Raw genomic sequence first — 14,165 nt, 5'->3', positions numbered from 1 at the left:
TTAAAATAATATTCCCGCTGGTTTTAAATGGCGTTTTAAGTATAAAAAAGTACTTGCTAAAGTTGTAGTGCTATAACCTTTTGTAAAAAAATCAGTTTAAAGGTGTGCGTGGCAATGTTGTTGTTTTCAATGCTTTGCTTATATTTATAGCTGTTGAGGGATATGAAAAAATTACTACTCCTAATTAGTTTTTTGGGCCTGATGGTGTCTGCTTGTAAAAAAGACCCGGCCAATTTCGCGGGTTTTGAAAATGTGATCAATTCAACCGAGAGTTATCAGCCGCTTATTAAGGGCAGCTACTGGGTATATGTGGAATATAGCGGTTCATCGCAAGATACGGTTACCAAAACCATTAACGGTAAAACAGCCGTAATAAACGGAATGACTTATTACGAGGCCGATGTAGTATCGCAATTTTACGGCAAATCAAAAGAATATTACTACTCCGACGGGCATAGCTATTATACCCGCAAGCAGGATTACCTGTTAGGCTCCGAACAATATAATTTTTATTACCTTGTTGATACGGCTAAGAACAATGCCGGGTGGACAGGCCGTATAACCAGCAATGGTACCATTGAGGGCGACGATGCCTCACAATACGGTTTCATGAAAAACCGCGATACCACACGCCAGGTTGCGGGTAAAAGCTATCCTAAAGTGGTAAGCACCGGGGTTTCAGTATCTAAATATGAAAACGGAAGCTATAACCTGCTGTATACCTACAACAATTACATGGTTAAGGGCATAGGCACCATACAGGTTGATGTGCAAAAAGGCGATAGCCTGGTAAGTACATCGAGCCTGATCAGATACCACATTCCGGAAGTGCCCGAAAAGTAAATCAAACAACCTTACGGCCGATTTTGTAATTTAGTATCCGCAAAAAACGGATACCTGCATTATGCTTAAAAAGCTAACCATACATAATTACGCGCTGATTGATAACCTCGAGATCAGCTTTGATAAGGGCCTCAACATACTCACCGGCGAAACCGGCGCGGGTAAATCCATTATTTTGGGTGGCTTATCGCTCATTTTAGGGCAGCGTGCCGAAAGCCGTTATTTTTTCAATCAGCAAAAAAAGTGCGTTATCGAGGGCTTGTTCCAGGTAGATAATTTAGGCATCAAGGAGTTTTTGGCCGATAATGATCTGGATTATGAGGCCGAAACCGTACTTCGCCGCGAAATCTCTGCCGATGGTAAATCGCGCGCCTTTGTTAATGATACGCCTGTAAACCTGGCCACGCTTAAGCAACTGGGCGAAAAGCTGATAGATATACACTCGCAGCACGCCACGCTCGAAATTAACGATCCTGAGTTTCAATTGCTGGTGGTTGATGCCGTTGCCGGTAACGCCGCGCAATTGGAAGCCTATCAAGCTAAATTTAAACAATACCGTGCCGAAAATACCCGCTTAAAGCAACTTATAGCCGATAGCGAAAAAGCCAAAGCCGACCTTGATTATTACCAGTTTCAGTTTGATGAGCTGGAAAAGGCCGGGCTTGCCGCCGACGAGCAGGAGCAACTGGAGCAGGAACTTTACACTCTTAACAATGCCGAGGAGATAAAGCGTAACCTGCTTGGCGCTAATTATTTGTTGCAGGATGGCGAGGCCGCAGTACTGGCGCAACTTAAGGAAGCCGGACAGCAATTGTCAGCCCTTGAAAAATTCAATCCTGAAATAGAGGATTTGCACAACAGGCTGAACAGTACCGTTATCGAACTAAAGGATATTGCCGCCGAAATTGAGAATTTGGAGCAACGCACCTTTACCAATGAGGCTCGTGCCGCGGAGGTGAACGAGCGTTTGAGCGTGATATATAATCTGCAAAAAAAGCACCGTGTAAATACGAATGCCGAGCTGCTGCAATTGCAGGATGAACTGTCGGGCAAGATACAGCAGGCCATATCAAGCGATGACGCTATCGAGAAGCTGCAAAAGGAAATAGCCGCCATAAAAAAGGAACTGGAAAAACAATCCGCCGAGTTATCCGCCAAACGTGCCAAGGCTATTCCATCTATCCAAAAACAAGTGATAGATACCCTGGCCGAAATGGGTATGGGCAATTCTGTATTACAAATAGAGCTGACCACAACTGCCGATTTTACCAAAACCGGTACTGACAATGTGCGCTTTCTGTTCTCGGCCAACAAAGGCCACACACCGGGCGAAATGAGCAAGGTAGCATCAGGCGGTGAGCTTTCGCGGGTGATGCTGAGCATTAAATCGCTGGTGGCGCAGTATACCGCATTGCCAAGTATTATTTTTGATGAGATAGATACCGGTGTATCGGGCGAGGTGGCTAACAAGGTAGGCCAGATCATGGAGCGTTTAGCGGCAAACCTGCAAGTGATCACTATAACGCACCTGCCGCAAATTGCCAGCAAGGGGCAGCGCCACTTTTTTGTGTATAAAGATCAGCAGGGCGATATTACCTACAGCCGTATAAAGGAACTTGCCGAGCAGGAACGAGTACTCGAAATAGCCAAAATGCTAAGCGGCGACAAACCCGGCGAAAGCGCCCTGCAAAATGCCCGCGAGTTGCTTTCTTTGTGAGTTTTTATGAGTTTGCAGTGGGCAGTTTGCTTTTAGTTAGCAGTTAGCAGTTGTTTGGTTAAAGAGCCAACCGCGAACTACCCACTGCAAACCGTCCACCGCCAACTGCCCACTGGCAACCGCAAACTGATAACTGCAAACTGCCCACCGTCAACTGAAAAAATAATTATAACTTTACCCCGATTATAAAAAACTCATATAATGGCTTATAATTTATTAAAAGGTAAAAAAGGGATAATATTTGGTGCCCTTAACGAGCAATCAATAGCCTGGAAGGTAGCGCAACGCGCCGTACAGGAAGGTGCCGAAATAGTATTGAGCAATGCCCCTATAGCCTTGCGCATGGGCGAATTGAACAAATTGGCCGAAGAATGCAACGCCCCGGTTATTGCTGCCGACGTTACCAGCAACCAGGATATTGAAAACCTGCTTACCAAAACTCAGGAGCATTTTAATGGCGGTGTCGATTTTATTCTGCACTCTATTGGCATGAGCGTTAACGTACGCAAAAGCATCCCGTATCCTGAAAATAACTACGATTACACCTTTAAAGGTTTTGATATATCGGCCCTGAGCTTGCACCGCATACTACAGGAAGCCATGAAAAAGGATGTAATTAACGAGTGGGGATCAGTAGTGGCATTGAGCTACATTGCTGCCCAGCGTTACTTTCCGGGTTATAATGATATGGCCGATAACAAAGCCGTGTTAGAAAGCATTGCCCGTAACTTTGGTTACGAGTACGGCATGAAAAAGAATGTACGCGTAAACACCATCTCGCAATCACCAACCCGCACAACTGCCGGTTCGGGCGTTAAGGGTTTTGATGGCTTTATTGAATTTGCCGAGAAAATGAGTCCGCTGGGTAATGCCAATGCCGATCAGTGTGCTGATTACGTGGTAACCCTGTTCTCTGACCTTACCCGCATGGTAACCATGCAAAACCTGTTTCACGATGGTGGTTTTTCCTACACCGGCGTTACCCAGGCTGTTATTGATCAAATGGCCAAATAACAACAGGCCAACCGATAATATTTCTGAAAAAGGAGGCATCAACCGATGCCTCCTTTTTCGTTTTACAGGGCGCGGGCCATTTATTTTAAATTACTTAACTTCAACATAAAAGCCGCCATATTTGTAATCATAATATTTCCAACTACCTTAGTATATATATGCACTCATTTGATTTTAGTTTTGTAAAGGTTACCGTGTTTGATGTGTTGGATGTATTGCTGGTGGCCTTTATTATATACCAGTTATACAATTTGATACGCGGCACCATAGCCGCCAATATATTCATCGGTTTAGCGCTGGTATGTGCCTTGTACTTTGTGGTTCGCGCGTTGAACATGCAGCTGCTTACCGGCATTTTAGGCAACTTCATGAATGTGGGTATCATTGCCATAGTGGTGGTATTTCAGCAGGAGATAAGGCGGTTTTTGCTGCTGGTGGGTAAAAATGCCTCGTTACAAAGAAACCGCGCCTGGTGGCAATATTTTTTTGGTAAGAGCACGGTTGAGAAGAACAACTACATACGCATCAAACCCATAATTGATGCCTGCAAAACCATGAAGCAATCTCGCACGGGCGCGCTGATCGTTATCGTGAAGATATATGATGAGCAGTTTTACCAAAACAGCTGCGAAATGATGGATGCCCGTATATCAAAACGTTTGTTGGAGAGTATATTTCAAAAGCATAGTCCGCTGCATGACGGGGCGGTTATTATATCTGAGAACAAAATAAAATCGGCCAGCTGTATTTTGCCGCTGACAGAGAAAAGCGATCTGCCCGCGCAATTTGGTTTGCGCCACCGTGCAGGTATCGGCGTAACCGAAGCTAACGAGGCTACCGCCATCATCGTATCCGAAGAAACGGGCGAAATATCATACGCCAAACAAGGCCGTGTAAAAATGAACATCAGCTTTGCCGAGTTGGAGAAATTATTGAATAAGGATTTTTAAAAAAAACATAACATGAAGGGCTTTTGGATCTTATCGGTGTTTCTTCTGCTGGTCCAATTCAGTGCATCGGCCCAATGCGCTATTGATAAAAGTACTATCACCAATAACTCATGGCGTACAACTGTGCACCATGCCCGGTACATTGGCAATGCCCCAAGCTATGTGTTCGCGTTCGGCGGCGATACCGCCACTAACTGGAACGTTTTTCGTAAACCCATCGATATTAAACAAATGCCACAAAAGGCATCGATTTATAAGAAAAAGGTAGAGGATTCGATAATTCAATATTCGGGTAAAGCCTTTTTTAACGATCTGAAATTTATAAGTGCAGAGGTTGTTTATCCCGAAAAGATTGACCATTTCAGGCAGCACGGGCGTAACGATATCTTGCAGATGTACACCGCCACATATCTATACACTTACAGAATGGCGGTAGATAGCCTGGCTTATGTGGATTTTGAAATGCCTGTAAATGCCAATGGTAATTTGATGGATGTGATGTTCATCCCCAATAAGAGCACCTACAAACGCATTATTAAAAAGGTAGATTATTGCAAGTTGTTAAAAACAGCGGGTAAAGTGGCAAAAGATATTTTACCTGTAAGCGAGATCTCTTTTGAGTATGATGCGAAACTTAAAACCTTCAACTGGATTATTACCAACAAGCCCAACATCGTACACACGCAAAGCGGAAAATATCCCATGCGTAAAGTAACCATCAACGCGGCTGATTTAACCAAGGCCGAACCCGGTTTTTCAACCTACGAGGTAATTGCAGATGTTGTAAAGCTAAGTTCTGAAGTTAAGGATTAACCTTTGCTCTTCTCGCCGTATCAGGATTGATGATCTGTACCCTTTTTATCGGCATATTATAACCCGCTGTTGAGCTGCCTTTGCCCGCAACCGGTGTTTTGCTGTTAAAGCCCTGCGGTTTTGATACAGGCATGCGGCTTTGAATAATTATATCGGATGGTTTAACTTCAACTCTCAAAATCCCATCCCGGTATTTTTTCGCATTTAGGCTATCTACATGAAATAGTCTGTCGTTTCTTTGCTGGTCGAATGTTTTTACCTGTGGCATTATTAAAGCGGTATTTTGCGCTTTTACATAACCAAATACTGCGGAGAACAGAATGATAAAGGCGATTTTTTTCATGGTAATAAGTCGGTTTGTAAATAAAAAAGGGCTGCCTGTATAATACAGACAACCCTTTAGACTTATTGTTGCAAAAAAGGTTTAATTACTTTGCATCATTTACCGCTTTAATGGCGTCATCAGCAGCTTTTACTGATGCGTCATCCTTCAGTTCGGTGCGTTTTGTTTTGATGTTGGTGATGGTGGTAACAATGTAAGGCGCTATACCGTACTTTTTGTATTTCACACCCAAGTCCTTCAACACCTCAATACCTTGTTGTGTATAAGCAGGGTTTTTAATACGACCGGCCATATCGGCAAATTTTTGTGCCGAGTTGAACTGGGCTTGCGGGCCGGAAGCTTTGAATTTCTCGTAAACGTAAGGCCATTCAGCATCGCCACCGGCGGTTGAGTATGCGGTGATGATAGCAGTTGTTAAAGCGCCTTTGCTGTCTTTCTCCAAACTTTTAGCTTTGGTTAATGCTTCGGCAGGCTCAAGCTGGGCCAGGGCGTTTAATGATGCACCTTGTACCGCGTACGATTGGCTTTGCAAACCATCCTGGAATATCTTGATCATGCCTGATGCTTTCAGTTTACCCAACACGTTGATGGCTGCCGCGCGAACGTTGTTGTTTTTATCATTACGGGCAATATCCATCAGTATAGGTTGAGCGGCGTTGCGCACCTCATCGCTGGCCATATTGGCTGATGTAATGGCTTTGATACGCAGGCCATAGTATTTATCCTTCAACGCGGCTATGATTATCTTTTGCGCGTTCTTGTCGCCTTGTGCAGGCGCGGCAGCTTCAATAGCCTCCAAGCGGTCAAGGAATAAAGGCGCGTTAGCATATTGGAAAGCGAACTCCTCTAACGATTTTTTATCTGTCTTTTTAGCCGGTAATACTTTATCGCCGTCCACATTCACCAGGTCAGGTTTTGAGGCAACCTTAAAGGTTAAGGTATCGGCCTTGTTGCGTAACCATACTTTGTGGCGCTCTTTTTTACCACCCGCGTAAATATCAACCGCTATAGGTAAAATAAAGGCATCGCCGGTTTGGGTTTGGTTTACGTAAACGGTTTGTGTTTTGGTGGCATCATCCCATTTATAGGCAATATCAAGCACCGGGTGACCAGCATTGAAGTACCACTCGTTAAAAAACCAGTTAAGGTCGCGGCCGCTGGCTTCTTCAAGGGCTAAACGCAGTTGGTGAGCTTCGCCATTTTTAAAGGCATTGGTTTTAAGATAAATGCTAAGGCCTTTGTAAAAAGCATCCTCACCTAAATAGTTACGCAGGTAGTTCAATATGGTGCCACCTTTTTGGTAGGTAACTACGTCGAACACGTCCTCTTTATCATGGTAATGAAAGCGTACCAGGTTTTTGGTTTTGGCATCGCCGCTGCGCAGGTAGCTTTGCAGGTTCTCATAAATATGCGCGCCGCCTTCGTCCTTACCGTATTTGTATTCGGCCCACATGGTTTCGCTAAAGTCAGCGAACGATTCGTTAACGGTAAGGTTGCTCCAGCTTTCGGCAGTAACATAATCGCCAAACCACTGGTGGAATAATTCGTGTACAATAGTGCTACGGCCGGCATCATACTCGGCATCCAGCAACTCGCGCGGGGTAGCCTGTACATATTCGCCATGCAGGGTAGCGCTGGTGTTCTCCATCGCGCCGCTTACGTAATCACGTACCACTATCTGCGCGTATTTGTTCCAGGGGTAATCAACACCCAGTTTGTTTGAGAAAAATTCTATCGCCTCCGGTGTAAAGCCGAATATCTCTTTAGCGTACGGGGCATATTTAGGCTCCAGGTAGTAGCTAACCTCTTTGTTACGCCATTTATCTTTATATATCTTAAAATCACCAACGGCCATCATAAACAGGTATGGCGAGTGTGGCAATTCCATTTTCCAGGTATCGGTACGGGTACCGTCGGCATTGGTTTTTTGCGCGGCTAAACGACCGTTCGATAGGGTAACGTACTTAGCCGGTACCGTCATGCTGATCTCCTGGGTAGTTTTTTGGTTCGGCTTATCAATGGTAGGGAACCATGCTGATGATGCTTCGGTTTCGCCTTGCGTCCATATTTGTGTCGGCTTGTCCTTCTCGGTACCGTCGGGGTTAATAAAGTATAAACCTTTAGCATCGCTGATGGCCGCGCTACCTTCGGCTTTCAGTTCATCGGGCTTGGCGGTATAATCAAGGTATACCACGTAGGTTTCGTTGTTACGATAAAACTTATCCAACTTAATAGCTAAGCTCAGGCTATCATAAGTAAATTTAAGCGGCACGTTCTTGCCGTTCTTAACAACCGAAATGTTTTTGATATCCATCCCCTTAGAATCCAGGCGCAGGCTGTCGGTAGCGTAAAAGTGAGGCTTCAGGGTGATCCACTCCTTGCCGTATAGGTAACGTTTTTTGTAATCAAAACGCACGTCGAGTTTGGTGTGCACCAAATCGTTCACCTTGGCTACAGTTTCGCGGTAGATCTTGAATTGAGGGTCATCGGCCGGTTTTTGCTGAGCCATGGCCGGTACAATGCAGGTGGCCATTAGGAGTGCCTCTGCAATCAGCATTTTTTTCATGTTAATGAGGTTGTTAAAACGCAAATTTAAAATATTAATAAAGCCCTGCAACCGGTAATTGGGTTAACACGAACATTAATTATCGAAGCTAAGATGCCACGAATAGCCAAAATGTTACACAGGTAATGGGCTGTTTGGCTATATTTACTTTTAAGTTTACTTAGCCAGTTATAAACAAAGCACTTAGTGCGGCAAACTTAAATTTTCTATCAACCTGTTATATGAAAACAACCCGCAAAGTATTATCACTCGTTATTGCCGGTACCCTATTGGCCGGAGCAGCATCAGCACAAACAAAAAAAGGATATGTAAGCCTGTTTGATGGCAAAACCCTCAACGGCTGGAAACGCCTTGCCGGTACCGCCGACTATAAGGTGGTTGACGGCGCCATACAAGGCACAACCGTAACCGGCAGCGGCAATACCTTTTTAGTTACCGAAAAAGAGTACGGCGATTTTGTTTTAGAGCTGGATGCCAAGCTGGAGAGCGATATCAGCAACTCGGGTGTGCAAACCCGCAGCCACTTTGATGCCGCGGCGAATAACGGTAAGGGCAGGGTGTACGGTCGCCAATGCGAGTTCGATCCATCGCCGCGTGCATGGGCGGGTGGTATTTATGACGAGGGCAGGCGCGACTGGCTTTACCCGATGGACTTGAACGCCAAAGCTAAAGGCACTTTTAAAACAGGCGAGTACAATCATATTAAAATAGAGTGTATTGGCAACCAAATGAAAACCTGGATAAATGGTGTGCCGATGGCTTACGTAGTTGATACGGTAGATGCCAAAGGTTTTATAGGCCTGCAAGTGCACGCGGTAAGCAAGCCGGAGGAAGCCGACAAAAAAATATGGTTCAAAAACATCCAGATAAAAACTACAGGCCTAAAGCCTGAGCCATTTAATAAGGATATATATGTAGTTAACCTTACACCAAATACCCTGGTAGCTGCTGAGAAGCAAAACGGCTGGCAACTGTTGTTTGATGGTAAAACCAATAAAGGCTGGCACAGCGCCCGTGGTACGGCATTCCCGGCCAAAGGGTGGAATATCAGCAATGGATTGATCAGCGTGGAGCCATCAAACGGTGCCGAGTCAACCAATGGCGGCGATATTGTGAGCGACGGGCAGTACAAGGCTTTCGATCTGTCGTTTGAGTTCAGGCTGACCGAGGGTGCTAACAGTGGCGTTAAATACTTTGTTACGCTGGATGAAAAAACGCAGGGCTCGGCCATTGGTCTGGAGTTTCAGGTGCTTGATGACGAACGTCACCCCGATGCCAAACTGGGCAGGGACGGTAACCGCACGCTGGGTTCATTATACGATTTGATCACGGCTAAAAAACAACCACGTTATATACACGCCATAGGCAAATGGAACATTGGCAGGGTAGTGGTATACCCTAATAACCATGTGGAGCATTACCTTAACGGGGTAAAGGTTTTAGAGTACGATCGTGGCTCAAAGGAGTTTAAAGACCTGGTGGCGTTAAGTAAATACAAGGTATGGCCAAACTTTGGCGAAGCACCGCAGGGCCACATCCTGTTGCAGGATCATGGTAACTCGGTAAGCTTCCGCAATATCAAGTTACGCAACCTGTAAATATATTAAGGTGATTGTTAGTTCATCAAAAGCTAACAATCACTTTACTTAGGCAATTTAGCTTTGCGCCTTATTATGAAGTACTCTACTCTAAAACGTTCGGCAGGCCTCATAACCCCGTTGTTGTTTGCCGCCGCGACATCATTAGCGCAAAACGCTGCCATAAACAAGGCTCACAGCCATAACGATTATAAGCAAAACATCCCCTTTCAGCAAGCCTACTATGCGCAGGCAGGCTCTATCGAGGCTGATGTTTTTTATCTGAACAATAAATTATACGTAGCGCATGAGCGTAAGGAGATCGAAGAAGGCCGTACCCTTGCCGAGTTGTACGTGAAGCCACTTGCCGCTTTGTTTCGCAAAAATGGTGGTCGCCCGTATGCTGATTCAACACTGAACCTGCAACTGGTGGTTGATATTAAGGAGGATAAAGCGCATGTTATTCCCGCGCTGATAAAGGAGTTGGAGCCTTATAAGGATGTATTTCAATCCAACAACAAACACACCGTAAAAATAGTACTGAGCGGTGATATGCCCGCCCCGGCAGAGTTTGATAAATACCCGGCCTATATTTATTTCGATGGTCGCCCGAACATCAATTATACCGATGCGCAGCTAAAGCATGTGGCCATGATAAGCGACGAGCTGGGCAGCTATACCGAATGGAACGGCAAAGGTGTACTTACCCGCCCCGATTCATTAAAGCTAAGCGGTATGATAAACGCCGCGCACAGCAAAGGCAAGCCCTTTCGCTTTTGGGCAACGCAGGATAGCCCCAACACCTGGATACAACTGCAAAAGCTGGGTGCCGATTGGATAAATACCGATCACCCGCAGCAACTGCACGATTTTTTGGCTAATCGCCATAAACTGGAATTCATCAACCCCAAACCACACCCTATATATACACCAACCTATAAGGTTGATGGTATACGCAAGCCGGTAAAGAACATCATTCTGCTTATTGGCGATGGCATGGGTTTGGCGCAGATACAATCGGGCTTAACGGCTAACCATGGTCAGTTAAATTTGCTGCAATGCCGCTACAGTGGTTTTTCGCAAACAAGGGCGGCTAATTCTGATAATACCGATTCGGCCGCGGGAGCTACTGCCATGGCAACCGGCCATAAAACTAACAACCGTTACATAAGTATGAACCCGACAGGGCAGGCCTTAACCCGCATACCCGATACGCTGGCCGCTAAAAAAATAAAGAGCGGCATCATTAGCTGTGCTGATATTACCGATGCTACCCCGGCTGCATTTTATGCCCATAACATTGAGCGTACAAACTCAACCGCTATAGCTGCCGATTTGCTTACAAGTAATGTTGATGTATTGATAGGTTCTAACCAAAAAAGCTTTTTCAATAACCCGGATGCATCGCTGATGCAAAAGCTGAAAGCTAAAGGTTATAATGTTGATACCACGCTTACTGCTTTGCAAAAGCAACAACAGGGCAAACAGGTAGTATTATTGGCCGATGCCGAAACCCGCCCGGTAATTAAGGGTAGAGGTGATATGCTGAGCCGGTCGTTAAAGGAAACTATACGCTTACTATCAACCAATAAAAATGGGTTTTTTATTATGGCCGAGGGCGCACAGATAGATCATGGTGGCCATGCTAATGATCTGCCTTTCCTGGTGACCGAAATGCTCGACTTTGACCGCACCGTAGGCGAAGCTTTAAAGTTTGCCGATCAAAATGGCGAAACATTGGTTATAGTAACTGCCGACCATGAAACCGGCGGCCTGAGTTTACTGGATGCCTCAACTGCTGAGGGGCGTGTGTTAGGTAACTTTAGTACTAATGACCATACCAGCATCAATGTGCCGGTATTTGCTTACGGGCCTAACTCCAACGAGTTTTTGGGCACTTATCAAAACATCGAAATATTTAATAAGATAGTTAAGCTGTTGCTTAATCCCGGTAAATAGGCCGGTTAAAAATTTAATAGAAAACGGAGGCTTCTGCAATAGATGCCTCCGTTTTTATTTCACAGGTAGATGGGTTAATTTATTTTATGTTGTGGCTCATTAGCTCAGTTTTGGCCACTTGCTTGTTGTTTACAGAACCGTAAGTGGCTATCATGCCCACGCCTTTGGCAATATAAAAGTCCATTTGCGATATAGAAACCCATTCGTTACCAACCTTAAAGCCGGTTTCAACTACGGTGTGTATAACGTTGCTGTAGTTTTTGCCCAAAACGTTTTTTGATATACCTTTCTCCTTAATAGTTGTTTTAAGTCGTGCCTCAATGTCGCCATCCTCATCTTCAATGGTGAACAGGCTTTCCCAGCTATCGTTAACCGCTTTTGAATCGTTGAGGTAAGCGAATTCAAGCTCCATGCCGGCAACTTCATCATTCATAATGGTACTGTAAACATTGTTGTTCAGGCCAAGGTAAGTTTCCTCGGTTTCACCGCCATTAACTGATTTGCTTATGTAGAACTTTTTGTTGTTGATGGTTTTGGTTTCGGCGGTCATAGTATTTATGCTGGTATCAACCAACGGTTCGCCTTCGCCAAGGTTAACCTCAGTGCGGTATTTCCATTCAGAACCTGCTGAAAATGGTTGGTAGGTGTCTTTACCACTGCCACCGCCGGGGTTGTTATTATCGTCTTTTTTGCACGAACCGAAGAATAGGGCGCTAATGGCCAGAAGTGTATAGATTGCTTTTTTCATTGTGATTAAAATTTAAATTGCCCCAAGGGCTGTTTTTATTTGATAAATGTTTGGTTGACCGTATGTTGCAGGGTACCGCTGCCACCGTTTCGGCCGGTTTGAAGACATTGACGGAGTTTTATATCAGAATGTTACAACTGTGTAACAAAAAAAATATATAGTTTTTTGCTTAGTGTAAAGTGCTCTCGAGTTGTGCGTTACGCGTATGGTACTATATATGGGCGGGCTGTTTTTGGCCGATTTTTGACGGTGCTTAGTGTATTGAATTTGTCTGAAAAAAAATATTATTTTTATCTGAATAAATAATATGATGAGGCTCTACCTGCTGATACCTTTCCTGTTTTTACAGACCCACCGCCCGCAACTGCAATTGGCTCATGATCTGAAAAAAGATAAGGAGATCATTATGCAGGAGCATGGAGGATATAACAGGCATATTGATTTTAAAAAGTTTGAGCCTTATGCACGGCTTGATCTTTCCAATTTCAAGTTTGAGGAATATTCGATAGGAAATAATGTTATAAAAAAGTGGACGCGTTCAGGGCAAAACCAATTGATCCTATACCAGATCCTGACTAAAACTTATGTAGACAGGGTTATCCATCAAAAAGCCATACCTGTAGATGAGGATGTCCGGAAAAATCAAAAAGAGAAATACGAAACCGTAAAAATTAAGAAACAGGTTGATTTTCGCTCGTATTTTATAGTGCAGCCCAGCGGCAAACAGCTCATATATATAACCCAAACAAATGACGGTTTATATAAGTACTACGTTGATGGAAAAGCTTATCTGCCCTTATATAAAGCTATCGGTGTCGGTATAAAATACCCCGATGTTGATGAGCTAAAAAAGCTGCTTAAGTAAGTTATAAACCCGGCGTGTAACTGGCCAGTTCCATACGATCTATCTCAACATCAAAAGCGTAGGCTGAAGCCAGAATGATGCCTGTGCCGCGGGCCAGATAAAATTCGTTTCCGGAGTATGATACCCAGTCGTTGCCAAGTTTTATTTCAATTTTAACACGGGTGTGGGCAACGTCGGTATATTCTTTATTGCGCACGGTTTTGGTAACGCCTATCTCTAATAGCTCTACATTAAAGCGGGCGTTAACTATCTGCCCCTGGCTCAGGTAGCTAAATGGTTGTATATAGAGTTCACCAACTTCATAATTATCGTTATAAATTGGCTGCATGGTATCTGCATTGTATAAAGCGTTGTCGGCTCTTTGCGCATATAAGCCATTGTTGTAACCCAGATAGCCTGTTGCGCTTATGGTAGGGCGAGTGGTGGTAATTTCATAAAACAGATCGCCGTCAATCTCTTTGGTTTTGCCGGTTGTTATCATTACCCGGGTATCCTCAACGGCAAGGGCACCAACACCTGATCGGCCGATGTATACCCATTTAGCTCCTGCACGAAAGGGGTGAAACGGAGCGTCGGTTGCGCCGCCAACATTAATGGGAGTGTTCGGAAAATCATCAACACCCTTTTTGCAGGCCGAGAAAATTAGAGTTATAGCAATAAGGATGAGGAAAGCTTTTTTCATGTAATACGCGCTAAAGTGTCGCTAACATACAAAAAAGCCATTAATTAAAATTACACGTTTTCCTCACGATATGCAACACCATCCCCCT

Annotated in this window: 12 protein-coding genes; 8 read left to right on the top strand and 4 right to left on the bottom strand. The window is 44.5% G+C overall.

The annotated features are described in order from the left end of the window. Positions 1-162: 162 nt before the first annotated feature. The 5 genes from IM792_RS20670 to IM792_RS20650 all read left to right on the top strand — a co-directional run bounded on the left by IM792_RS20670 (position 163) and on the right by IM792_RS20650 (position 5,337). Positions 163-843 carry a hypothetical protein gene (locus tag IM792_RS20670; protein WP_194103826.1) on the top strand — a complete coding sequence of 227 codons (681 nt, stop codon included), beginning with the start codon at positions 163-165 and terminating at the stop codon, positions 841-843. 61 nt (positions 844-904) lie between these two features. After that, on the top strand, positions 905-2,560 hold the full coding sequence (gene recN, locus IM792_RS20665) for a DNA repair protein RecN (RefSeq protein WP_194103825.1): 1,656 nt from the start codon (positions 905-907) through the stop codon (positions 2,558-2,560). Positions 2,561-2,761: 201 nt separating this feature from the next. Beyond that, on the top strand, positions 2,762-3,574 hold the full coding sequence (locus IM792_RS20660; protein ID WP_194103824.1) for an SDR family oxidoreductase: 813 nt from the start codon (positions 2,762-2,764) through the stop codon (positions 3,572-3,574). A gap of 158 nt (positions 3,575-3,732) precedes the next feature. Next, entirely contained in the window at positions 3,733-4,524 is a 792-nt protein-coding gene (gene cdaA, locus IM792_RS20655; RefSeq protein ID WP_194103823.1) for a diadenylate cyclase CdaA, read from the top strand. A gap of 12 nt (positions 4,525-4,536) precedes the next feature. Further along, complete coding sequence (locus IM792_RS20650; RefSeq protein ID WP_194103822.1) at positions 4,537-5,337, top strand: hypothetical protein; 801 nt, start codon at positions 4,537-4,539, stop codon at positions 5,335-5,337. Here the strand turns inward: IM792_RS20650 and IM792_RS20645 are convergent. Continuing rightward, complete coding sequence (locus IM792_RS20645; RefSeq protein WP_194103821.1) at positions 5,327-5,680, bottom strand: hypothetical protein; 354 nt, start codon at positions 5,678-5,680, stop codon at positions 5,327-5,329. The genes IM792_RS20650 and IM792_RS20645 overlap by 11 nt on opposite strands. 85 nt (positions 5,681-5,765) lie before the next feature. Further along, positions 5,766-8,246, bottom strand: a complete 2,481-nt coding sequence (locus tag IM792_RS20640; RefSeq protein WP_194103820.1) for a M1 family metallopeptidase — start codon at positions 8,244-8,246, stop codon at positions 5,766-5,768. A 221-nt stretch (positions 8,247-8,467) separates the two neighbouring features. Here IM792_RS20640 and IM792_RS20635 point away from each other — a divergent pair, with 221 nt between their 5' ends. Together IM792_RS20635 and IM792_RS20630 are read left to right on the top strand one after the other, a co-directional pair. Beyond that, entirely contained in the window at positions 8,468-9,844 is a 1,377-nt protein-coding gene (locus IM792_RS20635; protein WP_194103819.1) for a DUF1080 domain-containing protein, read from the top strand. A 75-nt stretch (positions 9,845-9,919) separates the two neighbouring features. Continuing rightward, positions 9,920-11,782, top strand: a complete 1,863-nt coding sequence (locus IM792_RS20630; RefSeq protein WP_194103818.1) for an alkaline phosphatase — start codon at positions 9,920-9,922, stop codon at positions 11,780-11,782. A gap of 79 nt (positions 11,783-11,861) precedes the next feature. Here IM792_RS20630 and IM792_RS20625 read toward each other — a convergent pair whose 3' ends face one another. Continuing rightward, on the bottom strand, positions 11,862-12,530 hold the full coding sequence (locus IM792_RS20625; protein WP_194103817.1) for a hypothetical protein: 669 nt from the start codon (positions 12,528-12,530) through the stop codon (positions 11,862-11,864). A gap of 307 nt (positions 12,531-12,837) precedes the next feature. Here IM792_RS20625 and IM792_RS20620 point away from each other — a divergent pair, with 307 nt between their 5' ends. Further along, entirely contained in the window at positions 12,838-13,395 is a 558-nt protein-coding gene (locus IM792_RS20620; RefSeq protein ID WP_194103816.1) for a hypothetical protein, read from the top strand. A gap of 1 nt (position 13,396) precedes the next feature. Here the strand turns inward: IM792_RS20620 and IM792_RS20615 are convergent, their stop codons facing one another. Beyond that, entirely contained in the window at positions 13,397-14,077 is a 681-nt protein-coding gene (locus tag IM792_RS20615) for a hypothetical protein (RefSeq protein ID WP_194103815.1), read from the bottom strand. Between the last annotated feature and the right edge of the window lie 88 nt (positions 14,078-14,165).

The sequence above is a fragment of the Mucilaginibacter sp. JRF genome (genome assembly GCF_015223065.1).
Taxonomy (GTDB): domain Bacteria; phylum Bacteroidota; class Bacteroidia; order Sphingobacteriales; family Sphingobacteriaceae; genus Mucilaginibacter.
This window is presented reverse-complemented; position numbering and strand designations above follow the sequence as displayed.